The organism is Streptomyces sp. SX-6, assembly GCF_059089585.1.
Map to the genome: position 1 here is coordinate 178,849 of NZ_JBTHHU010000008.1, position 26,408 is coordinate 205,256.

Sequence of the window (26,408 nt, forward strand, 5' to 3'; positions counted from 1 at the left end):
TATTACTTCAGCACCTAAAACAACATTGAACCTCAACATTTCATGTTGTCAAGCAAAGCGGTACGCTGTCCCCATGGCGCCCCGACCCATTCCCCGTACCGATCCGCTGACCGTCGAGGTCGTCGAGCTGATCGCCACCGTCGTGACCCGCTATCACGAGGAGTACGAGGCGGCCGCCGCGGGACACTCCCTCACCGGCGCCCAGGCCAAGCTGCTGACCCTGCTCGCCCGCGAGCCGCTGCCCATGCGCCGGCTCGCCGAGCGGCTCAAGTGCGAGCCGTCGAACGTCACGGGCATCGTCGACCGCCTCGAGACCCGCGGCCTGGTCGAGCGCCGGACGGACCCGGACGACCGCCGCGTCAAACTGGCCGCCGCCACGGCCGAGGGACGGGCCACGGCCGAACGGCTGCGGGAGGAGCTGAACTTCGCTCGCGAGCCCCTGGCAGGGCTGTCGCACGACGAGCGCACGGTCCTGCGCGACCTGCTCCGGCGCATGCTCGGGGACTCCGCGTAAACCCTTCCCGTAAACCTCTTCCCCGTCTTTCCCCGGACCGATCACCTGCCCCGGGCGCATACGCGACGATGACCCTCATGAGCCCCTCCGACCCTGAGCAGCCCTTCGGCCCCCTCGAGTTCCAGCTCGTCCTCCTGCGCCGCATGGCGGACCACCAGCCCGGCCTGGTCGAGGACGCCCTGCGCGAGCTGGGCGCGGAACGAGCCGCGATGCGCGAGGCCAACCGCCGCTGGCAGGCGATGCTGCACGGGCCGCGCCGCCGCGCGGCCGGAGCCCGCTACCGCTCGGTGCTCGGCCCGCCCGCGACCACGGCCACGCGCCGGGTCGGCGATCTGGACTTCGACGCCCTGACCTGGCCCGTACCGCTCTGGCCCGACCTGCGGTTCGAGGTGCTGACCGCCCCGGGCGGGGCGGTGTGGAACGAGTGGCTGGTGCGCACCCCCGGCATACCGGGCCCCGCACCCCGCACCGTCGAGGACCTGGTGCCCTGGTCGTGCACGGTGGACGAGGTGGCACGCGCCTTCGCCCCGGCCCGGCCGATGGAGGGCACGGCCCCGACCCGCTGGCGCCTCGCCTTCACCGCGCCGGACGCCTCCGGGGCGCGGGGCGAGTACGTCGCCGAGTTCACCTGGGGGCTCTTCCAGCGTCTCGTCCTTTAGGCGGATGCGCGGGGGCGGCGGACCGGCCATCTGCCCGAGGCGGCGGCGCGGGCCCCGTCCGTACGGTGAACGCATGTCCCGTACCCGCCGTCTCGCCCTCACCGGCCTCGCCCTGACGGCCCTGGCGCTGCCCGTGGCCCTGCTGGCCGGCTGCTCGCTGGGCGGGACGGACACCTCCAGGACCATCTCCGCCCCCGCCTCGCCCGACGAGCCGCAGCGGATCCGGATCCCCTCGATCGGGGTGGACAGCCCGCTGCTGCGGCTCGCCCGGAACAAGGACAAGAGCGTGCAGGAACCGCCGGCGGAAAAGGGCAGGACGGCCGGCTGGTACACCGGCAGCGCCCTGCCCGGCACCGCCGGGGCCGCCGTGATCATCGGTCACAGCAACGCCCGCGACGGCAAGGCCGTCTTCAACGACCTGCACAAGGTCGACAAGGGCACCGTGATCGACGTCGAGCGCGGCGACGGCAGGATCCTGCACTTCACCGTGACCGGCACCGAGACCGTCGACAAGAGCGCCTTCCCCACCGGCAAGGTCTACGGCAAGACCCTGGAGAAGGCCCTGCGCCTGGTCACCTGCGCAGGCGGCCAGGGCGACGCGAAGAAGCTCGTCGTCTACGCGACCCTGCGGCAGCCGTGACCGCGCCGGCTCAGGCGAGCTCGGCGTCCAGCGTGATCGTCGTGCCCGCGAGCGCCTGACTGACCGGGCAGTTCTTCTTGGCCTCCTCGGCCGCCGCGACGAAGCCCGCCTCGTCCAGCCCGGGCACCTCGCCGCGGGTCGTGAGGTGGATGCCGGTGATGCCCTCGCCGGGCTGGAAGGTCACCTCGGCCTTGGTCTCCAGCCGGGTGGGCGGCGTGCCCGCGCCGGCCAGGCCGTGGGACAGCGCCATGGAGAAGCAGCTGGAGTGGGCCGCCGCAATGAGCTCCTCCGGGCTGGTCTTCCCGTTCGCCTGCTCGGAGCGCGACGGCCAGCTCACCGGCTGCTCCCCGATGCCGGACGAGTCGAAGCTGACGACGCCGCTGCCCTTGAGCAGGTCGCCCGTCCAGACCGTGTGCGCAATGCGGTTGGTGGCCACGATGGTCCTCCTGGATGAATGCGGTTGATACGACGATCATCCGGGCCCGCGTCCGGCGGTCCCGGATCCGACACGCGCCCCGGCGCTTGGCCGGCGATTCCTCGCCGCAGGGCGCGGTGACTCCCTCCCGGAAGCCCGGCTACGGCACCGTGTTCCAGGCCACCAGCGCGGGGCGGCCGTGCTCGGTGCCGATGCGGCTGACGGTCCCGGTGTCCAGCCGGAACAGGGCGCCCGCCGAGGGCGGCAGCCCGAGCCTACGGGCCGTCAGCACCCGCAGGAAGTGCCCGTGGGCGACCAGCACCACATCGCCGCCCCGCGCATCCCGCAGGTACGGCTCGACGCGGGCCAGCACCCGGTCGGCGCGCGCCCCGACCTGCGCGGGACTCTCGCCCGGGTGCCCGGCGGGCCCCGGCACGGCCCCGTCGTCGAAGAGGAACCAGCCCGGCCGCGTCCGGTGGATCTCGGCGGTGGTGATCCCCTCGTAACCGCCGTAATCCCACTCCCGCATGTCCTCGTCGGTCTTCGCGCCGGACAGCCCGGCCAGCTCCGCGGTCCGTACGGCCCGCGCGGCCGGGCTGGTGAGCACCAGCCCGTACTCCCGCCCCGCGAGCAGCGGGTGCAGGGCCGCCGCCTGCTGCTCGCCGCGCCCGGTCAGCCCGACGTCGGTCCAGCTGGTGTGACGGCCCGTACGGCTCCACTCGGTCTCGCCGTGCCGGACGAGCAGGAGCTCACTCACCCGGGGTTCCCTGCGCCTCGGCGACGGAGGCCCGTACCTCGTCCATGTCGAGCGCGCGTGCCTGGCGGATGACGTCCTCCAGAGCGACCTCGGGAAGGGCGCCGGGCTGGGCGTACACCGCGATGTTGTCGCGCACGATCATCAGGGTCGGGATCGAGCGGATCTCGAAGGTCGCCGCCAGCTCGGGCTGCGCCTCGGTGTCGACCTTGGCGAACACCACGTCCTCGTGGCGCCGCGCGGCTGCCTCGTAGACCGGCGCGAACTGCCGGCACGGGCCGCACCAGGCGGCCCAGAAGTCGATGAGGACGAACGGACTGCCCGCCACCACCTCGTCGAAGTTGTCCTTGGTGAGCTCCACGGTGCTGCCGCTCATGCGCACACCCGCTTCCGGTCGTCGTCACTGTGACTCACGTACGGCAACCAGGGTGTGCCGGGGCGTATTCCTGCCCCTCCCGGCTGGCACCCGATGGCCTACACGGACCTACCGGCCGAGCGAATGTGACCGTGGTTACATGACCACCGATGGAGGTGATCATATGACCGGTGACAGAAAGCCGGCCCCGGAAGCGCACCTGTCCACCACCCGCCGGCGGGTGATGACCGCCGCCGCCCTGACCCCCGTTCTGGCCGGCACGGCCGCCGCGGGCTTCCGGTCCTTGCGGTCCGACTCCCGGCCCGACGACAAGCCGCCCGTCCCGGACCGGACGCTCATCAAACCCGTGCAGACCAAGACCGCCGACTGGCAGGAGGTCGGTGACATGCTGCGCGGCAGGGGCCGCGTCGCCGGCAACACCGTCTACCGGATCGGCTTCCCCCGCTACGACCTGTGCGTGCGCTCGCAGGGCGTCGAACTCGACGCCAACATGGGGGTCGGGTCGTACGTCTCCTTCATCCGCTACGCCGACGACCGGACCATGCTCATGGGCGACATGGCGGTCACGGACAACGAGCTGCAGCACGTGATCGACATCCTGAACGACCACGGCATCGGGCAGACCGCGATCCACAAGCACCTGCTCGCGCACGAGCCCAACGTGTGGTGGACGCACGTCCACGGGATCGGCAGGGCCGAGACCCTGGCCCGGGGGCTGCGCGCGGCGCTGAAGGTCACGGGCACCCCGGCGTGGTCCGAGCTCAAGCGGCGCGACGTCGACCTGGACACGAGCCGCATCGACTCGGTGTTCGGTGTCAAGGGCGGTGCCGAGGGCGGGATCCACAAGGTCACCTTCGCCCGCCGCGAGACCATCACCGACCACAACCGGCTGATGCCCAAGGGGACGGGGGCCACCACGGCCATCTCGTTCCAGCCGCTCGGCAACGGACGGGCCGTGGCCATCGGCGACTTCGTGCTGCTCGCCGGCGAGGTCCAGCCCGTCATCAAGGCACTGCGGCACGGGGGCATCAAGGTGGTCTCCCTGCACAGCCACATGCTGCGGGACGACCCGCGGCTCTTCTACCTCCACTTCTGGGGCGACGGCGACGCCGTGAAGCTCTCCCGGACGCTGCACACCGCCGTGAAGGCGACCAACGTCGCCCCATCAGGCGCCTCCGACGCCTGACGCGCTCCGCCCCCTCCCCCTCTCCCCGGGTGGGGAAGGGGGGTCCGCGGGGAAAGGGGCAGGCATGGTGACGATCGCGCTCCACTCCCTCGGCGGAACCATCGCCATGACCACCGACCCCGCGACCGACAGCGTGGTGCCGACGCTGTCCGCCCACGACCTCCTCGCCGCCGTCCCCGGCCTGGACGCGCTCGGCGTCGACTTACGCGTGCACGACGTGTGCCGGGTCCCCGGGGCGTCGCTCACCTTCGAGCACCTCACCGAACTCGCCGAGTCCGTCGACCGGTTACTGGCAGGAGGCGGCGTCGACGGCGTGGTGGTCACCCAGGGGACCGACACGATCGAGGAGGCCGCCTTCTTCCTGGACCTCTGCCACGCCCACCAGGCCCCGCTGATCGTCACGGGCGCCATGCGCAACCCGGCCATGGCGGGCCCGGACGGCCCCGGGAACCTCTACGCCGCCGTTGTCGCGGCGGCCGACCCGAAGCTGCGAGGCGCCGGATGCCTCGTCGTCATGGGCGACGAGATCCACGCGGCCCGGCACGTACGCAAGTCCCACACCACCAGCCCCGCCGCCTTCACCTCACCGGGCGCGGGCCCGCTCGGCCGCGTCACCGAAGGCCGCGTACAGCTCGTCGCCACGCCGCCTCGACGCCCCGCCCCCATGAAACCCCTGGCAGCACACGCGGCCAGAGTCGGCCTGTACACCGTCGCCCTCGGCGACGACGGGGCCCTGCTCGACCAGTGGGGCGACTCGTGCGACGGCCTGGTCATCGCCGCCTTCGGGGCGGGGCACGTACCGCGGCAACTCGCGGCAACGCTCGAGCGCCTCGCCGCGCGCATGCCGGTGATCCTCGCCTCACGGATCACCAACGGCCCCGTACTGACCCGCACTTACGGCTTCGCGGGCTCGGAGACGGACCTCATCGGCCGTGGCCTCATCCCGGCGGGCACCCTCAGCCCGTACCAGGCCAGGATCCTTCTCCGTCAACTGCTCGCCCAGGGTGCGGAACGCGCCGCGATCGAAGCGGCTTTCACGGCCGACTAGGGAAGGCCGGCGGCCACTACGCTTGGCGCATGTCCAAGACCGTTCGAGTTCGCTTCGCTCCGTCGCCGACGGGCATGTTCCATGTGGGCGGCGCCCGTTCCGCTCTGTTCAACTGGGCCGTCGCACGACAGCGACAGGGCAAGTTCGTCCTGCGGATCGAGGACACGGACACCGAACGCAACCGTCCCGAGTGGGTGGACGGGATCATCAATGCCTTGACGGCGATCGGGATCAGCGAGAAGGAACCGGCCTTCGAAGGACCGTACTTCCAGTCGCACAACACCGGGGCACAGCGGGAAGCCGCGCTGCGGCTGTTCGCCGAGGGCAAGGCGTACTACTGCGACTGCCGGCGGGACGACCTGGTCGAGCGCACCGGTTCGCAGCACCTCGGGTACGACGGTTTCTGCCGTGAGCGTGGCCTGGAGTACGCGGAAGGGCGTGCCCTGCGCTTCCGGACCCCGGACGCCGGAGCGACGGTGGTCGACGACGTCGTACGAGGACGCACCGAGTTCCCGAACGCGTCCCTCGAGGACTTCGTGATCGCCCGCGGGAACGGCTCCCCCGTCTTCGTGCTGGCCAACGCCGTGGACGACATCCGCGAGACCATCACCCACGTGATCCGCGGCGAAGAGCACCTGTCGAACGCCCCGAAGCAGCAGCTGCTGTGGGAAGCGCTGGGCGCCGGGCCGCCGGTGTGGGCGCATCTGCCGGTGATCGTCAACGAGAAGCGGCAGAAGCTGTCCAAGCGCCGTGACAAGGTGGCGCTGGAGGACTATCTCGCCGAGGGCTACCTGCCGGACGCGATGGTCAACTACCTGATGCTTCTGGGCTGGGGTCCGGGCGACGATGCCGAGATCCGGCCGTACGACGAGCTGGAGAAGCTGTTCCGCCTGGAAGACGTGAACAAGGCATCGGCCTACTTCGACGTGAAGAAGCTGTCCGCCTTCAACGGCGAGTACCTCCGGGCCCTGCCGCTGGAGCGGTTCGTCACCGAGTGCCGCAGGTGGCTGGAAGCGCCGTACGCCCCGTGGGCCCCGGAGGCGTTCGACGAGGCGGCGTTCCGGGCCGTGGCCGGCCTGGCCCAAACACGGCTGACGGTGCTGTCGGAGATCACGAGGTACGTGGACTGGCTGTTCCTGGACACCGCGCCCGCCGATGAGGCGTCGTGGGCGAAGGCCATGAAGCCGGACGCCCGCGACGTGCTGCTGTCGGCCCGGGCCCGCTGGGCGGAGTGCGACTGGACGGCGGACGGCCTCAAGGCCGGGCTGGAAGCCGCGGCGGCGGAGCACGGGCTGAAGCTGGGGAAGGCACAGGCCCCGGTGCGCGTCGCGGTCACCGGGCGGGCGGTGGGGCTTCCGCTCTTCGAGTCGGTGGAAGTCTTCGGGCGCGGGCGTACGTTGACCCGGATCGATGCGGCGCTCGAGCGGCTACCCGAAGCCGTGTGAGCCGGGATCAGGATCCCGACAACACGATGCCCCGCCCGGTCGTGACCGGTCGGGGCTCCGAAGACGCAGGCCAGATCGTTTCTGCATCGATGCCGTACGAGTGGGGCGGGTGGGACTCGAACCCACGACCGACGGATTATGAGTCCGCTGCTCTAACCGGCTGAGCTACCGCCCCGTCCACGGCGCGTCGCGCACATCTGTGCGCGCCGTCTGCCGCAGCATAGCCGCTCATACGATCTGCTGCCCCAGCGGGGCCGCATCGCGTGACCAGCCTGACCTTGAGGACTTCGATCACGGCCGGGTCGGTTCCCTTACAGACATAAAAAAGGACCCCCGAGGGGGTCCTCTTCCTTGCTCCTCCGACTGGACTCGAACCAGTAACCTGCCGGTTAACAGCCGGCTGCTCTGCCAATTGAGCTACAGAGGATCGCGCTCCCCCGACTGGACTCGAACCAGTAACCTGCCGGTTAACAGCCGGCTGCTCTGCCAATTGAGCTACAGGGGACTGTGCGTGTGCCTCGAATGCCTCTTCGCCCGGCTTCCCGGGCGGCGTGCGCTCGCTGCGAGACATACATTAGCGCAAGCAGGGGGGTGCTCCGCCAATCGGTATCCCGGGAGTGACCTCCCGGGACGCCGGGTAGGCGCCGAGCACAGCCCGGCAGGGGCTCCGAGATCTGCGGGGTTCAGGGGATCCGAGGGAAGGATGGGGCGTGATGCGCTACCGGCTGACGTTCGTCGCTGGGATGGCTGTCGGGTACGTACTCGGCGCCAGGGCCGGCCGCGAGCGGTACGAGGAGCTGCGCAAGGGTGCGCAGCGGATCGCACAGAATCCGGCGGTCCGCAATACCGCGGAGTCGGCCGCGCAGAATGCCCGGGCCATGACGAGCCGTGCCGTCGACCGGCTGAGCCACCGCATTCCCGGCCCGGTGGCCGACCGGGTGCGCTCGCTTCGGGAGCAGCGCGGGGCCGACGAGGACGACTGGGGTACGAGCAACACCTGACCGGATGCGGGGCGGGTGCGGAAGTAGGGCATCATCCTGCGCATGGGGATAGTCGCCGGGCTGGACAGTTCCAGTGAGAGCACGCGCATCGTCGTCTGTGACACGGACACGGGTGCCGTGCTCAGGCAGGGGTACGCACCGCATCCACCGTCCGCCGCCGAGGGCGATCCGCAGGCGTGGCTGATGTCACTGGGCGAGGCCGCCGCCGGAGGGGTGCTCGAAGGGGTGCAGGCCATCGGGGTCTCCGCGCAGCAGCACGGGCTGCTCGCGCTGGACGCCGGCGGGGTGCTCGTACGGCCCGCGCTGCTCGGCAACGACAGGCGGATGCAGGCCGCGGCGGCGGATCTGACCGACGCGCTCGGCGGCCGTGCCGCATGGGCGGAGGCCGTCGGGTCGGTGCCGCAGGCGGCGCTGGCGGTGGCGAAGCTGCGCTGGCTGGCCCGCAACGAGCCGGAGTCGGCGGCGCGGGTCGCGGCCTTGCTGCAGCCGCACGACTGGCTGGTCTGGCAGCTGCTGGGCCGCCCGCTGCGGCGTACGACGGACCGCGGCGACGCGTCCGGCACCGGGTTCTGGTCGGCGGCCACCGGCAGCTGGCGGCCGGATCTCGTGGAGCTGGCGCTGGGCCGTCAGGCGGTGATGCCGGACGTCCTCGCCCCCGCCGAGCCCGCCGGACACACCCCGGAGGGGCTGCTGATCTCGGCCGGTACGGGCGAGACGATGGCGGCGGCCTTCGGGCTGGGCGTCGGCCCCGGTGACGCGGTGATCTCGCTCGGCGCCTCGGGCTCGGTGTTCGCAGTGCACCACGAGGCGCTGGCGGACCCCACCGGCACGATCACCTCGTTCGCGGACGCGACCGGGATGCACCTGCCCGTCGTGCACACGCTCAACGCGGTGCGGGTGCTGCGCGGCACGGCCGAGCTGCTCGGTACGGACCTCGAGGGGCTGTCGGCGCTGGCGCTGCGGTCCACCCCCGGTGCGTCCGGGCTCGTGCTGCTGCCGTACCTGGAGGGCGAGCGCACCCCGCACCTGCCGCACACCGCCGGAACGCTGACCGGGCTGCGCCGCGAGAGCATGAAGCCGGAGCACCTGGCGCGGGCCTCGTTCGAGGGCATGCTGTGCGGGCTGACGGACGCGCTGGACGTGCTGCGCGGGCGCGGTGTCGTGGTGCGGCGCGTGTTCCTGCTGGGCGCGGCGGCGGAGCTGCCCGCCGTGCAGGCAATGGCACCGCTGCTGTTCGGTACGCAGGTCGTGGTGCCACAGCCGGCGGACTACGCGGCTCTGGGCGCGGCCCGGCAGGCGGCCTGGGCGCTGGGCGTGCAGCACGGCGTGCTGTCCCCGCAGGAGCCGCCGCGCTGGCCGTCCGCGGCCAGCCAGGTGTTCGAGGCGGGCGAGGAGCTCGCGGTCGGCCAGGCCGTACGGCAGCAGTACGTGACCGTGCGCGAGCAGACCCACCCGGGCGCCTTCTGATTCATTCCAGATAGCCCCGGAGCTGGTCCGCGAAGGCGTGGTCGCGCAGCTTGTTGAGGGTCTTGGACTCGATCTGGCGGATGCGTTCGCGGGTGACGCCGAAGATCCGGCCGATCTCCTCCAGGGTGCGGGCCCTGCCGTCGACCAGTCCGTAGCGCAGCTGCACGACCTTGCGTTCGCGCTCGCCGAGCGTGGACAGCACGGCTTCCAGGTGTTCGCGCAGCAGCAGGAAGGCCGCGGACTCGACGGGTGAGGCGGCGTCGCCGTCCTCGATGAGGTCGCCGAGCGCGACATCGTCCTCCTCGCCCACGGGGGCGTGCAGGGAGACCGGTTCCTGGGCGAGGCGCAGGACCTCGCTGACCCGTTCCTCGGAGAGGTCGAGGTAGGCGGCGACCTCTTCGGCGGTGGGTTCGCTGCCGCGTTCCTGGAGCATGCGGCGCTGGACGCGGACGACACGGTTGATCAACTCGACGACGTGGACGGGGACTCGGATCGTCCGGGCCTGGTCGGCGAGCGCGCGGGACATGGCCTGCCGGATCCACCAGGTCGCGTACGTCGAGAACTTGTAGCCCCGGGCGTAGTCGAACTTCTCAACTGCCCTGATCAGCCCCAGATTTCCCTCCTGCACCAGATCGAGCATGGTCAGTCCTCGGCCTATGTAGCGCTTGGCCACGGAGACGACGAGCCGCAGATTGGCCTCGATGAGACGGCGCTTGGCCATCCGGCCGAGCACCACGAGCCGGTCGAGGTCGAGGGCGAGCTGGGTGTCGAGGTCGGGGGTGCCCGCGAGCTTCTCCTCGGCGAAGAGCCCGGCCTCGACGCGCCGGGCGAGCTCCACCTCTTCGGCGGCCGACAGCAGGGGGATGCGGCCGATCTCGCGGAGGTACTGGCGGAAGAGGTCGGAGGACGGGCTGCCGGTGTCCGGGCGCCGGTCCTGTTCGGGGGCCGTGTCGTCGGCGAGGGTCTCTGCGGCGGGCGGCCCGGGCTGGTGCGGTACGGCCGGTACGGGGCCGGCCTCGGGCGGAAGAGTGGGGGTCCGGGTCTGCACGGGGGCGACCTCCAGGGTGATCGCTGCTGGGGCAGAACTTGTGGGGACGGTGCGCGTCGGGCGGAACTGCTCGGAACGTGGGCTGTTCGGCACGTGGGCTGTTGGAACGTGGGCTGGTCGGGGCCGGGCTACCGGGCAGCCGGGCTACTGGGCAGAGGCAGAAAAACCGGGCGTGGCGGCGGCCGGGCCACCGCCCGCCCAAAGCGAAAGAGCGGCTTCGCGGAGGGTCTTCGGTTCCCGGTCCCTGCCACGCCCGGAGGGCTCGGGCACCGCCCACCAGTGTGGGGCACGACGAGGGCCCGCCACGAGGGGCTTGCGGCCACTTTCTGCGGTCGGGCCGTGACCGGGCGCGGTTACAGCGCGTCGGCGCCGCGCTCCTTGAGGGCCTTGCCGTACTGCTCGAGGACCCACAGCTCGTTCTGCACGGCGGCGAGGTGGTCGGGGGCGGCCTGGACGCCGAGGCGCACCAGGCTCGCCTGCACCTGGCTGATCCGGCGCTCGACGGCCCGCAGCCGCACCTGCACCAGCTGGGCGCCCGCGTAGACCTCGTCGACCGTGCGGGCGTGGACGGCCTCGACGGCGAGCTCGGTGACCAGGGCGCGGACGGTGTCGTCGGGCGCGGCCTCGCGGACCTTGGCGACGTGGTCGCCGCCGGCCTGGGTGACACCGCCGGCCTCGTCGATGGCGCGGCGGACGACGGCGTAGGGCGGGGCGGTGAACTCGTCCTCCCCGTAGGCGTCGAAGGCGGGGGCGACCAGCTCGGGGTACTGGAGGGCGAGCTTGAGCAGCTCGCGCTCGGTGCGGTGGGCGGGGCTGCGGAGGTTGAGCGCGGGGCCGCCGGCCGGGGCGGGGCGCTCCGCCGCCGGGGCGGCGGCCGGGCGGGAGGCGGCGGGCGCGGGACGGCTCTTCGCCTCGCCGCGCTCGCGGGCCCAGCGGGCCAGCTGGCTCACGCGCATCACGACGAACTGGGTGTCGAGGATGCCCAGCAGGCCGGCGAGGCGCACGGCGTACTGGTGGCGGATGGAGCTGTCCTTGATGCCCGCCACGATGGGGGCGGCCTCTTCGAGGGCCGCGGCCTGGCCCTCGGGCGAGTCGACCTCGTGCCGGCCGACGACGGAGCGGATGGCGAAGTCGAAGAGCGGGGTGCTCTCCTCGACGAGCTGCCGGACGGCCTCGTCGCCCCGGTCGAGGCGCAGCTCGCAGGGGTCCATGCCCCCGGGGCTGACGGCGATGTTGGTGTGCGCGGCGAACTTCTGGTCGTCCTCGAAGGCGCGCAGGGCGGCGCGCTGGCCCGCGGCGTCACCGTCGAAGGTGAAGATCACCTTGGCGCGGGAGTTGTCCATCAGCAGCCGGCGGAGGATCTTGATGTGGTCGCCGGCGAACGCGGTGCCGCAGGTGGCGATGGCGGTGGTGACCCCGGCGAGGTGGCAGGCCATGACGTCGGTGTAGCCCTCGACGACGACGGCCCGGTTGCCCTTGGCGATCTCCTTCTTGGCGAGGTCGATGCCGTAGAGGACCTGGGACTTGCGGTAGAGCGGCGTCTCGGGGGTGTTGAGGTACTTCGGGCCGTTGTCGTCGTCGCGCAGCTTGCGGGCGCCGAAGCCGATCACGTCGCCGGTGATGTCGCGGATGGGCCACATGAGCCGGCCGCGGAACCGGTCGATGGGGCCCCGGCGGCCGTCCTGCGAGAGGCCGGAGAGGATCAGCTCCTTGTCGCTGAAGCCGCGGCCGCGCAGGAAGCGGGTGAGGTGGTCCCAGCCGGCGGGGCTGTAGCCGACGCCGAAGTGGGCTGCCGCGGCCTGGTCGAAGCCGCGGCCGGCGAGGAAGGCCCGGGCGATCTCGGCCTCAGGGCGCTCCAGCTGCTCGGTGTAGAACTGCGCGGCGGCCTTGTGGGCCTCGACCAGGCGGGTGCGCTCGCCCTGCTGGCGGCCGGGGGTGTAGCCGCCCTCCTCGTACCGCAGGGTGATGCCCGCCTGGGCGGCGAGGCGCTCGATGGTCTCGGCGAAGGAGAGATGGTCGATCTTCATGACGAAGTCGACCGTGTCCCCGCCCTCCTGGCAGCCGAAGCAGTGGTAGAGGCCCTTGGCCGGGCTGACGTGGAAGGACGGGGACTTCTCGTCGTGGAAGGGGCACAGGCCCTTGAGGCTGCCGCCGCCCGCGTTGCGCAGCTGGAGGTACTCGGACACAACGGCGTCGATCGGGACCGCGTCCCTGACCGCCTTCACATCGTCATCGTTGATCCTGCCTGCCACGCGTGAATTCTACGGTGGGGTTCGGACATCCCCTGCCGGGCCGGGTCACTGCGGCAGGAGCGAGGCCAGTGGCGTGCCCGGGTCCGCGAGGGCGGCGGGGTCGAGGACGGCTCCGGAGCGGATGAGCCGCTGGATCGGATCGGTGACGTCCCACACATTGACGTTCATCCCGGCCAGCAGGCGGCCCTCGCGCAGCCAGAAGGCGATGAACTCGCGCTTGCCGACGTCGCCCCGGCACACGACCTGGTCGTACGAGCCGGGCGGGGCGTAGCCGGAGTACTCGAGGCCGACGTCGTACTGGTCAGAGAAGAAGTAGGGCACCCGGTCGTAGGAGACGGGGCGGCCCAGCATGGCGCGGGCGGCGGCGGGGCCGCCGTTGAGGGCGTTGGCCCAGTGCTCGACGCGCAGGCGGGTGCCGAGCCACGGGTGCTCGGCGGAGGCGACGTCGCCGGCGGCGAAGACGTCGGGGTCGGAGGTGCGCAGCGACTCGTCGACGGCGATGCCGCCGCCATCGGCCCGGTCGATGAGGGCGAGGCCCGCGGCCTCGGCGAGGGCGGTACGGGGGGCGGCGCCGATCGCGGCGAGGACCGCGTGCGCGGGGTGCTCCTCGCCGTCGTCGGTGCGGACGGCGAGGACCATGCCGTCCTGGCCGGTGATCTCGGTGAGACGGGCGCCGAAGTGGAAGCGGACGCCGTGCTCGGCGTGCAGATCGGTGAAGACCTGGCCGAGTTCGGGGCCGAGGACGGCGTGCAGCGGGGTGGGCTGCGGCTCGACGACCGTCACCTCGGCGCCGTAGCCCCGGGCGGCCGCGGCGACCTCGAGGCCGATCCAGCCGGCTCCGGCGATGACGAGGTGGCCGTTCTCCCGGCCGAGGGAGGCGAGGACGCCGCGCAGCCGCTCGGCGTGGGCGAGCCGGCGCAGGTGGTGGACGCCGGCCAGGCCGGTGCCGGGGATGTCGAGCCGGCGCGGCTCGGCGCCGGTGGCCAGCAGCAGCCGGTCGTAGTGGATGCGGGTGCCGTCGCCCAGGCGCACGGATTTGGCCGCGCGGTCGAGGTGGACGGCGGGCTGGCCGAGGTGGAGCTCGATGTCGGCCTGGGCGTACCAGGCGGGTTCGTGGACGAAGACGCTGTCGCGCTCCTCACGGCCCGTCAGATAGCCCTTGGACAGCGGCGGGCGCTCGTAGGGGTGGTCCCGTTCGTCGCAGATGAGGATCACCCGGCCCGTGAAGCCCTCGGCACGGAGGGTCTCGGCGGCCTTCGCGCCGGCCAGGCCCCCTCCGACAATGACGAACGTCTGGTCTGCGTCCACCACTTGCTGCCTCCTCGCTGAGGTCCGTGTTGCGGTCGGTGCGTCCCCGGCCGGAACGCAGTGCCAAAGGGTCCCGCACACGGTGCGCGTCGGGAAGAGCACTGCCCCGGTCAGCTACCCGCGGTACGCCGGAGAACTCCTCCGCGGGCCGGGGCGTCGGATCATGGCTCGCCTTCGCGGCGCGGGGCCGCTCCGGTGAGCCGCGCGTGCAGGGAGCGCGCGGAGGCGTCGGTGAGGGCGGCTATCTGGTCGACGACGGCGCGCAGCCGCCCGGCGTCGTCGGCCGCCTCCGTGAACAGGGAGTGGAACTGCGGGTCGAGGCCGTCGGGCGCGCGGGCGACGAGAGCCCCGGCGAGCTCGGCGATGATGACGCGCTGCTCGGCGCGGAGCTTCTCCTGGTCCTCGCGCTGGATGACGTACCGGTCGGCGACGGCCTTGAGCACGGCGCACTCCAGCCTGGTCTCCCGGGGGACGACCAGCTCGGCGCCGTAGCGGGTCAGCCGGCCCGGGCGGTTGCCCCAGGCGGCGCGGGTGGCGGTCTCGGCGGCCAGGCAGAAGCGGCCGATGAGCTGGCTGGTGGCGTCCTTGAGCCGGGCCTGGGCCATGGCGCGGCCGTCGTACCCGTGCGGCCACCACTCCGCCTCGAGGAGGCGGTCGAGGGCCTCGGCCAGCTCCTCGCCGCCCGCGCCGGGGGCGTAGCGGGCGGCGGCGACGGCGAACACCTCGCGCCGCTCGGGCTCGGCGAGCAGGAGGTTGGGGTCGAGGTGCCCGGCGTGCAGGCCGTCCTCCACGTCGTGCACGGAGTAGGCGACGTCGTCGGACCAGTCCATGATCTGCGCCTCGAAGCTGCGCCGGTGCCCGGGGGCGCTCTTGCGGAACCACTCGAAGACGGGGAGGTCGTCCTGGTAGACCCCGAACTTGCGGGAGGCCGGGTCGGTGGGGTGACCGCCGCGCGCCCAGGGGTACTTGGTGGCGGCGTCGAGGGCGGCGCGGGTGAGGTTGAGCCCTACGCTCACCGGCTCGCCCGTCCCGGGGCGGGGGACGAAGCGCTTGGGCTCGAGCCGGGTGAGCAGCCGCAGCGACTGGGCGTTGCCCTCGAAACCGCCGCAGGAGGCCGCGACTTCGTCGAGCGCCTGCTCACCGTTGTGCCCGAACGGCGGGTGGCCCAGGTCGTGGGCGAGGCAGGCGGTCTCCACGAGGTCGGGGTCGCAGCCGAGCGCGGCCCCCAGCTCCCGGCCCACCTGGGCGCATTCCAGGGAGTGGGTGAGGCGGGTGCGCGGACTGGCGTCCCACGCCTGGCCGCCGGCGCCGCCCGGGGTGACGACCTGCGTCTTGCCTGCGAGGCGGCGCAGCGCGGCGGAGTGCAGCACGCGGGCGCGGTCGCGCTGGAAGGCCGTACGGCCCGGGCGCTTGTCGGGCTCGGGGGCCCAGCGTTCCACATCCGTTGCGTCGTACCCGGCGATGAGGGGCTGCTCTGTGCCGTTCATATCCCCGACGGTAGCCGCCGGGTGTGACAGCGGCATGGGCCGTACGTCACCGGAGCATGATTTCGCTGGTCAGCGGCCAGCAGCCGGAGGTCGGCGGCCGGAGGTCAGCGCTTGGGCTCACGGTTGTTGATGGCGTCGAGGTAGAGCTTGAAGACCTCGTCGTCGTTGACGGGGCTGTAGGAGACCGTCGACGACTTGTCCCCGTCGGGGCCGCCGCCGTTCAGCCCGCCCAGGATGCCGACCAGGTCGCCCGTTTTCGTCTTCTCGTTGAAGTGGATGAACCACGGGCTGCCGGACGTGCCGGAGAAGAAGCCGTCGCAGCGCATGCGCAGCTGGTTGTACTCCTCGAGCCGGCTCGTCATCGCCGAGCAGCGGATGGCCTCGTCGGCGGGGTCCTCGTCCGCGCTCGGATAGCCGATGACGGTGACGCGGTTGACGTATCCGGGCGTGCGGATCAGCCGGTTGGCGCCCGTGACCTGCTCTATGTGGCGGCCCTTGCTGTCGGGGCGGACGGTGGCGAAGGCGTAGTCGTAGTCGGAGCCGTCGCCGGTGTCGGTGCGCCGGGGGTCGGTGAAGGTGCGCTCCAGCGGCCACACCCCGTACGGCTGGTGGTCGGCGTCGGCGCCCTGCTGGTAGTCCGGTACGAAGGCCGCGTCGTCGCCTATCGAGCAGTGCCCGGCCGTGATGATGAGGTTGCCCTTGGGGCTGTGCACCACGCTCGCCGTGCAGTGGTGGCTCTTGAGGTCGTCGCCGGTGTAGAAGATGACGCCGACCGACGGTACGCCGCCGAAGTGCCGTGCGCTGCCGGTGATGCGCTGGGCCTCGCTCTTGGCGTCGGTGTCCGCGTCGCCGGCGTCGTCCGCGGTCCGGGCGGGTCCCCAGAACCGCTGGGCCTGTTGGCTCGACCAGCTGCGCTCCTTGCCGTGCGCGTTCGCTCCCCGGGGGATGACCGCCGCGAGGGCCACCACGTACAGCCCCGCGAGCACGGCCCGGGCCCACCGGGCCCGGCTCCACCGGGAGAAACGCACGGGCACCCCCACCAGGTAAGGAAGGTCGTCGACAGGCTGTCCGCACCATCCGGAACGGGAACCGCAGCGGAGTGTTGTCCACGCAGCCCACAACGGACGATTCGGCGTATGACCAGCGTACGAATGCTCATCAAACCCTGGCCGAATTTGGCATCCGGCGTGGCGCACGGGTGCGAAAGCCGAGGTTAGCGGGGTGATGGCCCCTTGCGCATCCCCCGGTTCGCACACCGGACCTATCGGTCGCACAGGGTTCCGACCGGAGTGGGGGCGAGGTCAGCCGTGCCGTAAGACCCGTGTAAGACCCGGGACGCGGCTCCTCAGGAGCGGACGCTGCTGTCCCACCTCCACGCCGTCCGGCGCGGGCGGCCGGGCAGCTCCGTGCGCCCGGTGGCCCAGAGCATGCTCTGCCAGGGGTCCTCGCCCGGCGGCACGTCCGGGAACAGACGGACCAGCGTCCGCGCGCACAGCGCCGCGGGCGGCGTGAACTCCACGCCGAGGCCCGCCGCGACGTCGTGCGCGTGCACCAGGGTCTCCACGACGCCCATCGCCGCGAAGCCCTCGGGGTCGGCTATGCCGGCGGGATGGAACGCGCGGGCCTCGGCCGGGGTCGTACGCACCATGGCCACCAGCAGCGCGCCACTGGCCTCGAGCACCTGGAGCAGCCCCGCGGGGCCCGCCTCCCGGTCCGCGAAGACCGTGTTCCGCGGACCGCCGGGCCGGCGGCCCGCCATCAGGAACGGGAGGTAGCTCTCCAACGGGCGTATGCGCGGCCCCAATTGCGCGGCATAAGCGAACAGATCGTCCGCGAGGTGCTCCACGGTCTCCCAGCAGTCCCAGTCCAGGGACCCGGCGGGCCTGCCCCACATCCCCTCCGGCACGCCCGCCAGCGCGGCGACCGTCACATGCACGGCCTCCGCGACGTCGTCGGCGGTCACCGGGGCGTGTGCTTCCTGCGCTGCTGTTCCATGCGATTCCGACATGCCGCGACCGTATCAACGCCCGCTGACATTCGGGGGACTGTGCGCGCGCCGTCCGGCCGACCGTCGCCTAGGCTGGGACCGGCACAGGCTACTCACGCGTAGAGGAGCACGGCACAGTGAACGGCTGGACTGCGAACGACATACCCGACCAGAGCGGGCGCACCGCGGTGGTGACGGGTGCCAACAGCGGCATCGGTCTCGTCACCGCCCGCGAACTCGCCCGCCGCGGCGCCAGAGTGGTGCTGGCCTGCCGGGACGCGACCCGGGGCAAGGCGGCCGAGGAGCTGATCCGGTCCCAAGCACCCGGTGCCGACGTGGAGTTCGCCCGGCTCGACCTGGCGGACCTGTCCTCCGTACGGTCCTTCTCCGACGACCTCAAGGCCGACCGGATCGACCTGCTGGTCAACAACGCGGGCGTGATGGCCCTGCCGCAGCGCAGGACCGTCGACGGGTTCGAGATGCAGTTCGGCACCAACCACCTCGGCCACTTCGCGCTGACCGGCCTGCTGCTGCCCAGAGTTCGCGAAGCCGGGTACGGGGCGCGGGTGGTCAGCCTCTCCAGCGGCCTGCACTTCCTGAGCACGGTCGACCCGCGCGACCTCAACATGGAGAATCGTTACCGCCGTTGGATCGCCTACGGCCGGTCCAAGAGCGCCAACCTGCTGTTCATCCACGAGCTCGCGCGCCGCCTGGCCGCGGACGGTTCGCCCGTGGTGGCGGCGGCCGCGCACCCCGGTTACGCCTCCACCAACCTGCAGACCGCCGGCGTGCAGATGGAGGGCCGGGCCTGGGCGGAACGATTCGTCGGAATCGCCAACCGCGTCGTCGCCCAGAGCGCCGAGGACGGGGCGCTGCCCACGCTCTACGCCGCGACCGCGCCGGACGTCCGGCAGGACGACTTCATCGGCCCCCGCGTCCAGTTGCTGCGCGGTGCGCCGACCCGCTCGGTCCGTGCGTCGTGGACGCGCAGCGACAAGGCGAGCGCCGGCCTGTGGGCGGCGTCGGAGCGCCTCACGGGCGTGACCTACGACTGGCCGCCGAAGGTCGCGTAGTCCCGGCACTCCCTAGTCCAGCCCCGAGGCCCGGAACACCTGGCGCGCCCCCTCGCCGTCGATCCGCTCCGCCAGCGCGGCCAGTGAACTCGCGCCCTCGCGCAGCAGATTGGCCTCGCGCGAGCGGCGCACTCCGGTGTCGAGCAGGTGCCACAGCAGCGGGTTCGCCTTCAGCACCCGGGGGTCGAACTCGACGCGGCCGCCGCACGCGTCGATCAGGACCAGCCGCGGCGCGACCCCGTCGTCCCGGCGCACGTGCGTGAGCCGGTCGGTGCGCACGCGTCGCTCGCGTAAGACGGTCCGGGCCGCCAGCCACCCGTCCCCCGCGGTGATCCGCGGAGGACGGAGCACGAAGAGAAGAGTGGCGCCCAGCACCATCCACGCGCCGGCGCGTGGCGGATCGAGCGAGCCCCGGGCGAGGTCGGCGAGCGTGAGGACGCCCGCGAGCCCGATGCCGAACCGCCAGGCGGATTTGGCCTCGCGCCGCCATCCCCGGTCCCAGGCGAGTACTCCGTCGCCGGGCGGGGGGCGGTCCAGCGACCTCCGTCCGCGTACCTTCGCGCGTGCCGCACGAGCGCGTGCCGCCAGTCGCCGTCCCATGTTCGTGACGCTAGGACGGCTTCTTCCCGGCTTCGTGGAATGTTGACGCGACACTGATGCTCGACGGGTCAAACCTGACGCCGTGCTGACACACCGTCCACCCCACGCGTCAACAAGCCGTGAAGATCCCGCCAAAAACCGCCAAGAGACCGACAACGGCGGGCTCGGACCGGTCGGCGCCGACGCACGCTGGCCGTCCCACGTCACGGAGGTACGACCAGAGATGTCCACGCTGGCCAATACGGACAAGCGGCCCGGTGGCAACGGCGGGGAACCGCCTGATACCAACGCCGCGCAGGCCGCCGCCGAGGACCGGCACCGGCTCACCGCCACCCAGGGCCTCGCCGCCCTCTCGCTCGACGCGATGGCGTCGGTCGCGTACGGGCCCGAGTCGATCGTCCTCGTGCTCGCGGCGGCCGGGGCCCACGGCCTCGGCTTCACCCTGCCGGTCACCCTCGCGATCGCGGCCCTGCTCGCGGTCCTCGTCGCCTCCTACCGGCAGGTCATCGCGGCCTTCCCGGACGGCGGCGGCTCGTACGCGGTCGCCAAGCGGCACCTCGGGCGCCGCACCAGCCTGGTGACCGCGGCCTCCCTGATCCTGGACTACGTGCTGAACGTGGCGGTCTCGGTCACCGCCGGCGTCGCCGCCCTGACCTCCGCCTTCCCCTCCCTCTACGACCACCGCGTGTGGATCTGCCTGGCGGTGCTCCTGCTCGTCACGGCGATCAACCTGCGCGGCATCGTGGAGTCCGCCAAGGCCTTCATCCTGCCGACCGCGATCTTCGTCGGCTCGATCCTCGCGGTGATCGTCGTGGGCCTCTTCCGTGACGCGCCCGCGAGCACCACGGCCACCGCCGGGCACGCGTCCGTGGTCAGCCAGAACGCGACCGCCGTCGGCGCCCTGCTGCTGCTCAAGGCGTTCTCGGCCGGTTGCTCCGCCCTCACCGGCGTCGAGGCCGTGGCCAACGCCGTGCCGTCCTTCCGCGCACCGCGCGCCAAGCGCGCCCAGCGCACGGAGGTCGCGCTCGGCGCGGTGCTGGGTGTCATGCTCATCGGCCTGTCCATCCTCATAGGCCGCTTCCATCTCCAGCCGGCCGAGGGTGTCACCGTCCTCGCCCAGCTCACCGACGCCTCGCTCGGCCACAACTGGGCGTTCTACGTCGTCCAGTTCGCGACGATGATCCTGCTCGCCCTGGCCGCGAACACCTCCTTCGGCGGCCTGCCCGTCCTGATGAGCCTGCTCGCCCGCGACAACTACCTGCCGCACGTCTTCGCGCTCAAGGCCGACCGCCAGGTCCACCGGCACGGCGTGCTCGCCCTCGCCCTGGTGTCCGCGCTGCTGCTGGTCTTCTCCGGCGGCGACTCCAACACCCTGGTGCCGCTGTTCTCGATCGGCGTGTTCGTGGGCTTCACGGTCTGCCAGGTCGGCATGGTCCGCCACTGGCGCCAGGAGCGCTCGGCCGGGTGGCAGGGCAAGGCCCTCCTCAACGGCTTCGGCGCGGTGCTCACCGCGGCGGCGGCCGTCGTCGTCACGGCGACCAAGTTCAGTGAGGGCGCCTGGATCATCGTCCTCGCACTGCCGCTGCTCGTAGTGGCGTTCGAGGTCGTCCACAAGGCGTACGGCCGGATCGGCGACCGCCTGGAGCTGGGCCGGGTGCCCGAGACCCCGCGCCGCTGCCACTCCGTGGTCGTCGTGCCCGTCTCTTCGCTGTCCCGCCTGACCAGCAAGGCGCTGACCGCCGCCGTCTCGCTCGGCGACGAGGTGGTCGCCGTGACCGTCGCCCACCCCGACTCGGAGGGACGGCAGGCCACCGAGTCGCTGCGGCGCGACTGGGAGCTGTGGAACCCGGGCGTCGACCTCGTCGAACTGCCCGCCTCCACCCGGGCCCTGGGCCGTCCGATCATCGAGTACGTCCGCGAGCTGACCGACCGCCACCCGGACAACCGCGTCACCGTCCTCATCCCCGAGGTCGAGCCCGCCCACTTCTGGCAGCGGCTGCTGCAGAACCAGCGCGGCGCGGTCGTGGCCCACGCGGTACGCCGGGACACGGACGCGGTGATCTGCCGGCTCCGGTTCCGCATCGGCGCGGCGGAAGCCCGCTGACGCGTGACGCGCCGCGGCCCCCGTTGTGACGGCACAACGGGGGCCGCTGCATGTGCGCTACCGGCTGAGCTGGAACGTCTTCCCCTTGCGGGCGTTCGCGGAGCAGGACGTCTTCTCCGCGTCCGTCATCTTCCGGCTCTTGACGACCACGGCGTTGCTCACACCGTCCGTGCCGTTGGCCGCGGGCCCGGTGATGGTGTCCGGGACGTACCAGTAGTAGTGGCCCCACTTGGGGCTGTCGTAGTGCGTCTGCCAGGTTCCCGAGACCTTCTGCATCACCTGGGCGCGGGAGATCCAGCCGACCTCGCCGGGCTGCACGGTCATGTTCAGGGAGCTGGACTCGGTGCGGGAACTCGACCAGGTGTGGCTGTAGTTCGCGGTCACACTGAGGTTGATGATGTCGGCGATCTTGCCGCCCGCCGTGATGGACACGCCCGCCGTGTCCGAGGAGCCGACGGTGTCGGACCAGGTCATCGACTGGGTGGCGGCCGTCGTGCTGCAGTTGTAGAGCGAGTTGGAGACCTGGCGGAAGTCACCGAGGTACGCGTCGCCGAGCTTCGGGTCGTTGAAGGTGCACTTGCCCACGCCCGAGGCGCAGTCGGCTATGAGCTCCTTGCGGGTGGGGTTGCTGTCGGCCGCGGCGGGCAGCGCCATCGCCGCCACCATGCCCATCGCCGCCCCGGACAGTGCCAGCACCCGGCCGCCGTAGCGCAGCGTTCTGTTCTTCACCATGTCGTTGTCGTTCCTCTCGCAACACGCGTGGGGGGGACGGCGATGTCAATGCGCAGGGAGTCGCCGCCTGTTGCGAAAGAGACTGACGTAAACAATTAATCAAATACACCAAGACTTGGCAAAGTTGTAGTTGATCGTTAAGCGATCCTGGTAAGTGGTTCGCGCTGCAACTTCCGCCCTACCGAAGGGAATCAGTCATGACCACCGAACGTATCCAGCCATCTCTGCACGCCGGCGAGCGCGAGGCGCTCCGCGGCTACCTCGACTTCCATCGCTCCACACTCGCCATGAAGTGCGACGGCCTCACCGACGAGGAGCTGCGCCGTCGTTCGATGCCGCCCTCGACGCTCTCCCTGCTCGGCCTGGTGCGGCACATGGCGGAGGTGGAGCGCGTCTGGTTCCGCGCGGTGCTGAACAAGGAGGACATACCTCTTGTGTGGTCGGCCGAGAGGGACTTCCAGGCCGCGTACGACGCGAGCACGGCCACCCGCGAGGAGGCGTTCGCCGCCTGGCAGGCGGAGGTCGGACAGGCCCGCCGGATCGAGGAGAAGGCCACGTCCCTCGACGTCGCCGTGCGTCATCCCCGTACCGGCGAGGAGATGTCACTGCGGACGCTGATGCTGCACGTGATCACCGAGTACGCCCGCCACAACGGGCACGCCGACTTCCTGCGCGAGGGCGTCGACGGCACCGTCGGGGCCTGACGCGCACACGGGCGCGGGGGCCCGGAAGAGACCCGGACCCCCGCTGCCTGCTGTAACGTTTCCGCTACTTCACATGCGTTACTTCACATGCGCTACTTCACGTTGATGGCCGTCCAGGCCGAGGCGACGCCCTTGTACTCGGCGCTGCTGGAACCGTAGAGGTCCGCGGCGGCCTTGAGCGTACCGGCGCGCGCGGCCTTGTAGTTGGTGGTCGAGGTGAAGTACTCGCTCAGGGCCTTGTACCAGATCTTGAGGGCCTTGTCCCGGCCGATGCCGGTGACCTTCGCGTTGTTGGCGGTGGGGCTGTTGTAGGAGAAGCCGTTGATGGTCTTCGCCCCGCTGCCCTCGGAGAGCAGGTAGAAGAAGTGGTTGGCCGGGCCGGAGGAGAAGTGGGGGTCGAGGCTGCCGAGGCTCGAGGACCAGGAGTCCTTCGACCGGCCATCCTTGCTGGGCTTGTCCATGTAACGCAGCGGCGTGCCGTTGCCGTTGATGTTGATCTGCTGACCGACGAAGTAGTTGCCCGGAACGGCCGGGTTGTTGGCGTAGAACTCGACGCCCTTGCCCATGATGTCGCTGGTGGCCTCGTTGAGGCCGCCGGACTCACCGCTGTAGTTCAGCCCGGCGGTGGCGGAGGTGACGCCGTGCGTCATCTCGTGCGCGGCCACGTCGAGCGAGGTCAGCGGGTGGGAGTTGCCGTCGCCGTCGCCGTAGGTCATGCAGAAGCAGTCGTCGTCCCAGAAGGCGTTGACGTAGTTGTCGCCGTAGTGGACGCGGGAGTACGCGGCCTTGCCGTCGTTGCGGATACCGGTGCGGCCGAGCACGTTCTTGTAGAAGTCCCAGGTGGCAGCGGCACCGTACTGCGCGTCGACGGCCGCGGACTGGTTGCCGCCGCCCCAGGTGTCGGTGCTGTTGGTGAACAGGTTGCCCTGGCCGTCGGTGCCCTGCGCCAGGTCGTACGTGCTGTGGCCGCCGCGCTTGCCGTCGGTGAGCGCGAATCCCGAGTCCGCCGTCTGGGTGGTGTCCAGCTGAACCTTGCCGCTGTAGGTGCTGGTGCCCTCACCGGTCTCGATGGCCTCGTGCTGGAAGAGCTTCTTGCCGGTGGTGGCGTCGGTGACCACCTGGAGCCGGCTGGGGGTGCCGTCCTTCTGCACGCCCTTGACCACGGTCTGGTACGCGAGGACCGGCTTGCCCTGCGCGGCCCAGATGACCTTGCGCGGGGCCTGGCTGTCGGTCTTGCTGTTCTTCGCGTCCTCGGAGGCGACCAGCGCGCTCTTCTTCGCGGCGGAGGGAGCGAGCGAGGGGGCCGTGGTCGGCACGGATATCTCGGCGTCGTTCGCCTTGGTGACGCTGTGCTTGCCGCTCTTGGCCTGGTGCACGACCAGGTCGCCACCGAGGACCGGCAGCCCGTCGTAGGTGCGCTCGTACCGCGTGTGCACGGTGCCGTCGGCGTCCTTGACGACGTCCTTGACGATCAGCTTCTCCTTGCCGCCCAGGCCGATCTTCTTGGCGGTCGAAGCGGCCGCGCCCTGCGCGCCCTTGAGCGCCGCGACCCGCTGACCGGCCGAAATCGCCTGCGGCTCAGCGCCCTTGGCCCGGTCCGGCGAGGCGCTCGCCGCGCCGCTCTGCACACCGACGACGACCATCGCGGCGGAGGCGACCAGGGCCGCGGCGCGCAGGGTGTTCTTGCGGGAGGGGGTGGTGAAGCTTCTCAACTCTGTCTCCTTATTGGGGGGTTCGGGCAGCCGACAGGTAGCCGCCCGCTGTCACAGGAGTGATGCCGGAGTGAATTGAGAAGAGAGTGCCATTGGTTGACGCCGATTGACAGGGCCGCAACAAGGATGTGACGTGCTGTTTTCCGATGGGCGGTGGATTGACTCCGATATGCGGTGACTTGAGCACTGCATAGTTAACATGACGGCCTCATACATTCCCCCTCGCGACGGAGGCGGATGAGCCCGGCGGTCGATGCAACCGGAGCGAGGCGTGCGGAGTCTTGAGGTGTTCCGTCCGCACACCACCGGAGGTACCGATGCCGACCGCTCCCCCGAACTCGCCTGCCCGGGCGCCCCTTTCCCGGCTTTCCCGGAGGTGGCCGGAGTGGATGCCCCGTGCCGCCGCGGCCTGGGGAGCGGTGTACGCCGCCATCCAGGCCGTCTGGGCGCTGACGGACACCACCGTGCCCATGACCGCGCATGTCACATACACCCCGGAGGCCCACCTCGGTGTGGCCGTCATCGCCGCGGTCTCCGCATGTGCCAGCAGCCAAATACTAAGGAATCCATGGTGGTTGCCCCTGACCATCCCGGTGTTCATCTTCCAGATGGTCGGCCTGCCGGTATATCTCGTAATGCTGCTGTCACTGTCGGGAGTGGAGAGCGCCACCGGCCTGGCACAGACCCTGCTGAGCTCGCTCGGCGTATGCCTGCTGCTGCCCACCGCACTGGCGCGCCGCCGACAGCGGCGCGGACTGTGCCCGCGCTGCGGACAGTCACATGCGGGCGGCGACGGCCCACTCACCCACCCGGCGGCGTCAGTTGCCCCGGTGCGCACCAGAGTGGCAGTCTATGCGCTGATGTGCGGGCTCCTGCCGTGGGCGGGACTCAAGACCATCTGGACCCTGGGCGGCAACGCACTCGGCGTCACCGCCGAAGGCTGGCACAAGGAGATGACCGCCCACGGGTCGGACTCGTCAAAAGCCCTTGCTTCGGCGGGCATTGACGTCAGCGTGCTGGCCGCACTGGCCGCGATCTTCCTGCTGCTGGGCCTGCTGTACCCGTGGGGGCAGGTCTTCCCCCGCTGGACCCTGTTCCTGTCCGGGCGGCGCGTCCCACGGCTGCTGCCGCTGCTCCCGGCCTGGCTGATCGGCGCGGCGCTGTCGGTGTACGGCATCCTGCTCACCGCCGCCGCACCCCTCATGGCCATCGGCGTCCTGCCCAAGGCCAAGGCCCAACCACCCTTCACCTCCACATCCTTGGCCTGGATGATCGAGTTCGGCGGCCTCGCCTTCGCCGGGCTCGGCATCGGCCTGGCCGTCGCCGCCCGCTCCTACGCGGCCCGCACCCGGCCGGTCTGTGCGCCACGCACGGCTCAGGTGCCTCACGGGTGCGCCACCCGCACATGAATCCCCATGACCTCGGTCAGCTCCACCGCCGCCAGGCAATCACCGGCTTCCAGTGCCTCGGTCCGCTTGCGCTTGATGTCCCAGCACACCTCGCACCGTCCGCTCCCCCGCCTGCTCCGGCTGTTGACGTCGGCCACCTTCGCGCGCAGTGCGTCGTGGGCGGTGGCGGGGCGCACATCGCAGAGGAACGCTTCCCACGTCTCCCCTCCGATCAGGGCTCGGATGTGCACCCTGCCGTCGATGACTCCGGCCACCTCGCCGACGCGGTCTCGGCGGGCGTCCAGCACCAACTCCCCTGCACCAGGCTTCCCCTGCGGCACTCCGTGCATCAACATCCCCTTTCGCGCGCCGGTCTCACACACGCCGAGCCTGCACGCCGCTTTCCGACACATCGAGGTCTGTTCGCGGACAGTCGGAGCGTTCGGGCGCTACCGTTGGAGAACGCCCAAACGTCCGCAGGGGGACCCTTGAACTCGGCCCTACGATC

The 26,408-nt window shown here is 71.3% G+C and carries 25 protein-coding genes and 3 tRNA genes; 12 read left to right on the plus strand and 16 right to left on the minus strand.

Annotation, left to right across the window (positions count from 1 at the left end):
* Positions 1-73: 73 nt before the first annotated feature.
* The 3 genes from ACV530_RS12680 to ACV530_RS12690 all read left to right on the plus strand — a co-directional run bounded on the left by ACV530_RS12680 (position 74) and on the right by ACV530_RS12690 (position 1,813).
* The gene (locus ACV530_RS12680; RefSeq protein WP_494332482.1) at positions 74-514 is read left to right on the plus strand and encodes a MarR family winged helix-turn-helix transcriptional regulator; all 441 of its coding nucleotides are present in this window, start codon (positions 74-76) and stop codon (positions 512-514) included.
* 68 nt (positions 515-582) lie between these two features.
* Positions 583-1,173, plus strand: coding sequence for a hypothetical protein (locus ACV530_RS12685; RefSeq protein WP_494332483.1), 591 nt, complete (start codon positions 583-585; stop codon positions 1,171-1,173).
* 73 nt (positions 1,174-1,246) lie between these two features.
* Entirely contained in the window at positions 1,247-1,813 is a 567-nt protein-coding gene (locus tag ACV530_RS12690; protein WP_494332484.1) for a sortase domain-containing protein, read from the plus strand.
* A 10-nt stretch (positions 1,814-1,823) separates the two neighbouring features.
* On the opposite strand, the gene ACV530_RS12695 is transcribed toward ACV530_RS12690, so the two are convergent.
* The 3 genes from ACV530_RS12695 to trxA form a co-directional block, all read right to left on the minus strand.
* Complete coding sequence (locus ACV530_RS12695) at positions 1,824-2,249, minus strand: OsmC family protein (protein ID WP_494332485.1); 426 nt, start codon at positions 2,247-2,249, stop codon at positions 1,824-1,826.
* A gap of 139 nt (positions 2,250-2,388) precedes the next feature.
* Complete coding sequence (locus ACV530_RS12700; protein ID WP_494332486.1) at positions 2,389-2,985, minus strand: histidine phosphatase family protein; 597 nt, start codon at positions 2,983-2,985, stop codon at positions 2,389-2,391.
* Positions 2,978-3,358, minus strand: coding sequence for a thioredoxin (gene trxA, locus ACV530_RS12705; RefSeq protein WP_494332487.1), 381 nt, complete (start codon positions 3,356-3,358; stop codon positions 2,978-2,980). Before trxA ends, ACV530_RS12700 begins: the two co-directional genes overlap by 8 nt.
* A 163-nt stretch (positions 3,359-3,521) precedes the next feature.
* On the opposite strand from trxA, the gene ACV530_RS12710 reads away from it, so the two are divergent.
* The 3 genes from ACV530_RS12710 to gltX all read left to right on the plus strand — a co-directional run bounded on the left by ACV530_RS12710 (position 3,522) and on the right by gltX (position 7,037).
* A complete protein-coding gene (locus ACV530_RS12710) occupies positions 3,522-4,544 on the plus strand; it encodes a DUF1259 domain-containing protein (RefSeq protein WP_494332488.1) in 1,023 nt (340 codons plus the stop codon).
* Between the two features lie 64 nt (positions 4,545-4,608).
* Complete coding sequence (locus ACV530_RS12715) at positions 4,609-5,592, plus strand: asparaginase (RefSeq protein WP_494332489.1); 984 nt, start codon at positions 4,609-4,611, stop codon at positions 5,590-5,592.
* A gap of 29 nt (positions 5,593-5,621) precedes the next feature.
* Positions 5,622-7,037: a glutamate--tRNA ligase gene (gltX, locus tag ACV530_RS12720; protein ID WP_494332490.1), complete on the plus strand. Its 1,416-nt coding sequence runs from the start codon at positions 5,622-5,624 to the stop codon at positions 7,035-7,037.
* A gap of 101 nt (positions 7,038-7,138) precedes the next feature.
* Here the strand turns inward: gltX and ACV530_RS12725 are convergent.
* The 3 genes from ACV530_RS12725 to ACV530_RS12735 form a co-directional block, all read right to left on the minus strand.
* A tRNA-Ile gene (locus ACV530_RS12725) sits at positions 7,139-7,212 on the minus strand.
* Positions 7,213-7,391: 179 nt separating this feature from the next.
* A tRNA-Asn gene (locus ACV530_RS12730) sits at positions 7,392-7,464 on the minus strand.
* A 5-nt stretch (positions 7,465-7,469) separates the two neighbouring features.
* Positions 7,470-7,542: transfer RNA gene (locus ACV530_RS12735), tRNA-Asn, on the minus strand.
* Between the two features lie 208 nt (positions 7,543-7,750).
* On the opposite strand from ACV530_RS12735, the gene ACV530_RS12740 reads away from it, so the two are divergent.
* Positions 7,751-8,038 (plus strand): YtxH domain-containing protein, encoded by a 288-nt coding sequence (locus ACV530_RS12740; protein WP_494332491.1) that lies wholly within the window; start codon positions 7,751-7,753, stop codon positions 8,036-8,038.
* Between the two features lie 42 nt (positions 8,039-8,080).
* Positions 8,081-9,505 carry an FGGY family carbohydrate kinase gene (locus tag ACV530_RS12745; protein WP_494332492.1) on the plus strand — a complete coding sequence of 475 codons (1,425 nt, stop codon included), beginning with the start codon at positions 8,081-8,083 and terminating at the stop codon, positions 9,503-9,505.
* A 1-nt stretch (position 9,506) separates the two neighbouring features.
* Here ACV530_RS12745 and ACV530_RS12750 read toward each other — a convergent pair whose 3' ends face one another.
* The 6 genes from ACV530_RS12750 to ACV530_RS12775 all read right to left on the minus strand — a co-directional run bounded on the left by ACV530_RS12750 (position 9,507) and on the right by ACV530_RS12775 (position 17,608).
* Complete coding sequence (locus ACV530_RS12750; protein ID WP_494332613.1) at positions 9,507-10,574, minus strand: RNA polymerase sigma factor; 1,068 nt, start codon at positions 10,572-10,574, stop codon at positions 9,507-9,509.
* Positions 10,575-10,906: 332 nt separating this feature from the next.
* Complete coding sequence (gene dnaG / locus ACV530_RS12755) at positions 10,907-12,805, minus strand: DNA primase (RefSeq protein ID WP_494332493.1); 1,899 nt, start codon at positions 12,803-12,805, stop codon at positions 10,907-10,909.
* Between the two features lie 45 nt (positions 12,806-12,850).
* Positions 12,851-14,116, minus strand: coding sequence for an NAD(P)/FAD-dependent oxidoreductase (locus tag ACV530_RS12760; RefSeq protein WP_494332494.1), 1,266 nt, complete (start codon positions 14,114-14,116; stop codon positions 12,851-12,853).
* Between the two features lie 158 nt (positions 14,117-14,274).
* Positions 14,275-15,600 carry a deoxyguanosinetriphosphate triphosphohydrolase gene (locus tag ACV530_RS12765; RefSeq protein ID WP_494332495.1) on the minus strand — a complete coding sequence of 442 codons (1,326 nt, stop codon included), beginning with the start codon at positions 15,598-15,600 and terminating at the stop codon, positions 14,275-14,277.
* A 104-nt stretch (positions 15,601-15,704) separates the two neighbouring features.
* Positions 15,705-16,628, minus strand: a complete 924-nt coding sequence (locus ACV530_RS12770) for a trypsin-like serine peptidase (protein WP_494332496.1) — start codon at positions 16,626-16,628, stop codon at positions 15,705-15,707.
* Positions 16,629-16,945: 317 nt separating this feature from the next.
* Positions 16,946-17,608: a maleylpyruvate isomerase mycothiol-dependent enzyme family protein gene (locus ACV530_RS12775; protein ID WP_494332497.1), complete on the minus strand. Its 663-nt coding sequence runs from the start codon at positions 17,606-17,608 to the stop codon at positions 16,946-16,948.
* Positions 17,609-17,724: 116 nt separating this feature from the next.
* Between ACV530_RS12775 and ACV530_RS12780 the strand changes: the two genes are divergently transcribed.
* Positions 17,725-18,660, plus strand: coding sequence for an oxidoreductase (locus ACV530_RS12780; protein WP_494332498.1), 936 nt, complete (start codon positions 17,725-17,727; stop codon positions 18,658-18,660).
* Positions 18,661-18,672: 12 nt separating this feature from the next.
* On the opposite strand, the gene ACV530_RS12785 is transcribed toward ACV530_RS12780, so the two are convergent.
* Positions 18,673-19,260: a hypothetical protein gene (locus ACV530_RS12785; protein ID WP_494332499.1), complete on the minus strand. Its 588-nt coding sequence runs from the start codon at positions 19,258-19,260 to the stop codon at positions 18,673-18,675.
* A 223-nt stretch (positions 19,261-19,483) separates the two neighbouring features.
* Between ACV530_RS12785 and ACV530_RS12790 the strand changes: the two genes are divergently transcribed.
* Positions 19,484-21,364, plus strand: coding sequence for an APC family permease (locus ACV530_RS12790; protein WP_494332500.1), 1,881 nt, complete (start codon positions 19,484-19,486; stop codon positions 21,362-21,364).
* 57 nt (positions 21,365-21,421) lie between these two features.
* Here the strand turns inward: ACV530_RS12790 and ACV530_RS12795 are convergent, their stop codons facing one another.
* Positions 21,422-22,096 (minus strand): hypothetical protein, encoded by a 675-nt coding sequence (locus ACV530_RS12795; protein ID WP_494332501.1) that lies wholly within the window; start codon positions 22,094-22,096, stop codon positions 21,422-21,424.
* Positions 22,097-22,293: 197 nt separating this feature from the next.
* Between ACV530_RS12795 and ACV530_RS12800 the strand changes: the two genes are divergently transcribed.
* Positions 22,294-22,800: a DinB family protein gene (locus tag ACV530_RS12800; RefSeq protein ID WP_494332502.1), complete on the plus strand. Its 507-nt coding sequence runs from the start codon at positions 22,294-22,296 to the stop codon at positions 22,798-22,800.
* Between the two features lie 92 nt (positions 22,801-22,892).
* On the opposite strand, the gene ACV530_RS12805 is transcribed toward ACV530_RS12800, so the two are convergent.
* Entirely contained in the window at positions 22,893-24,512 is a 1,620-nt protein-coding gene (locus ACV530_RS12805; protein ID WP_494332503.1) for a M4 family metallopeptidase, read from the minus strand.
* Positions 24,513-24,901: 389 nt separating this feature from the next.
* Here ACV530_RS12805 and ACV530_RS12810 point away from each other — a divergent pair, with 389 nt between their 5' ends.
* Complete coding sequence (locus ACV530_RS12810) at positions 24,902-25,921, plus strand: hypothetical protein (protein ID WP_494332504.1); 1,020 nt, start codon at positions 24,902-24,904, stop codon at positions 25,919-25,921.
* Here the strand turns inward: ACV530_RS12810 and ACV530_RS12815 are convergent.
* On the minus strand, positions 25,897-26,250 hold the full coding sequence (locus ACV530_RS12815; RefSeq protein ID WP_494332505.1) for a hypothetical protein: 354 nt from the start codon (positions 26,248-26,250) through the stop codon (positions 25,897-25,899). The genes ACV530_RS12810 and ACV530_RS12815 overlap by 25 nt on opposite strands.
* Positions 26,251-26,408 lie beyond the last annotated feature (158 nt).

Excerpts from the sequence above, each read along its gene's own strand:
- ACV530_RS12680 (WP_494332482.1), top strand. The coding sequence starts at position 74 with ATGGCGCCCCGACCCATTCCCCGTACCGATCCGCTGACCGTCGAGGTC.
- ACV530_RS12685 (WP_494332483.1), top strand. The coding sequence starts at position 583 with ATGACCCTCATGAGCCCCTCCGACCCTGAGCAGCCCTTCGGCCCCCTC.
- ACV530_RS12690 (WP_494332484.1), top strand. The coding sequence starts at position 1,247 with ATGTCCCGTACCCGCCGTCTCGCCCTCACCGGCCTCGCCCTGACGGCC.
- trxA (WP_494332487.1), bottom strand. The coding sequence starts at position 3,358 with ATGAGCGGCAGCACCGTGGAGCTCACCAAGGACAACTTCGACGAGGTG.
- ACV530_RS12710 (WP_494332488.1), top strand. The coding sequence starts at position 3,522 with ATGACCGGTGACAGAAAGCCGGCCCCGGAAGCGCACCTGTCCACCACC.
- ACV530_RS12715 (WP_494332489.1), top strand. The coding sequence starts at position 4,609 with ATGGTGACGATCGCGCTCCACTCCCTCGGCGGAACCATCGCCATGACC.
- gltX (WP_494332490.1), top strand. The coding sequence starts at position 5,622 with ATGTCCAAGACCGTTCGAGTTCGCTTCGCTCCGTCGCCGACGGGCATG.
- ACV530_RS12740 (WP_494332491.1), top strand. The coding sequence starts at position 7,751 with ATGCGCTACCGGCTGACGTTCGTCGCTGGGATGGCTGTCGGGTACGTA.
- ACV530_RS12745 (WP_494332492.1), top strand. The coding sequence starts at position 8,081 with ATGGGGATAGTCGCCGGGCTGGACAGTTCCAGTGAGAGCACGCGCATC.
- ACV530_RS12765 (WP_494332495.1), bottom strand. The coding sequence starts at position 15,600 with ATGAACGGCACAGAGCAGCCCCTCATCGCCGGGTACGACGCAACGGAT.
- ACV530_RS12775 (WP_494332497.1), bottom strand. The coding sequence starts at position 17,608 with ATGTCGGAATCGCATGGAACAGCAGCGCAGGAAGCACACGCCCCGGTG.
- ACV530_RS12785 (WP_494332499.1), bottom strand. The coding sequence starts at position 19,260 with ATGGGACGGCGACTGGCGGCACGCGCTCGTGCGGCACGCGCGAAGGTA.
- ACV530_RS12790 (WP_494332500.1), top strand. The coding sequence starts at position 19,484 with ATGTCCACGCTGGCCAATACGGACAAGCGGCCCGGTGGCAACGGCGGG.
- ACV530_RS12795 (WP_494332501.1), bottom strand. The coding sequence starts at position 22,096 with ATGGTGAAGAACAGAACGCTGCGCTACGGCGGCCGGGTGCTGGCACTG.
- ACV530_RS12800 (WP_494332502.1), top strand. The coding sequence starts at position 22,294 with ATGACCACCGAACGTATCCAGCCATCTCTGCACGCCGGCGAGCGCGAG.
- ACV530_RS12810 (WP_494332504.1), top strand. The coding sequence starts at position 24,902 with ATGCCCCGTGCCGCCGCGGCCTGGGGAGCGGTGTACGCCGCCATCCAG.
- ACV530_RS12815 (WP_494332505.1), bottom strand. The coding sequence starts at position 26,250 with ATGCACGGAGTGCCGCAGGGGAAGCCTGGTGCAGGGGAGTTGGTGCTG.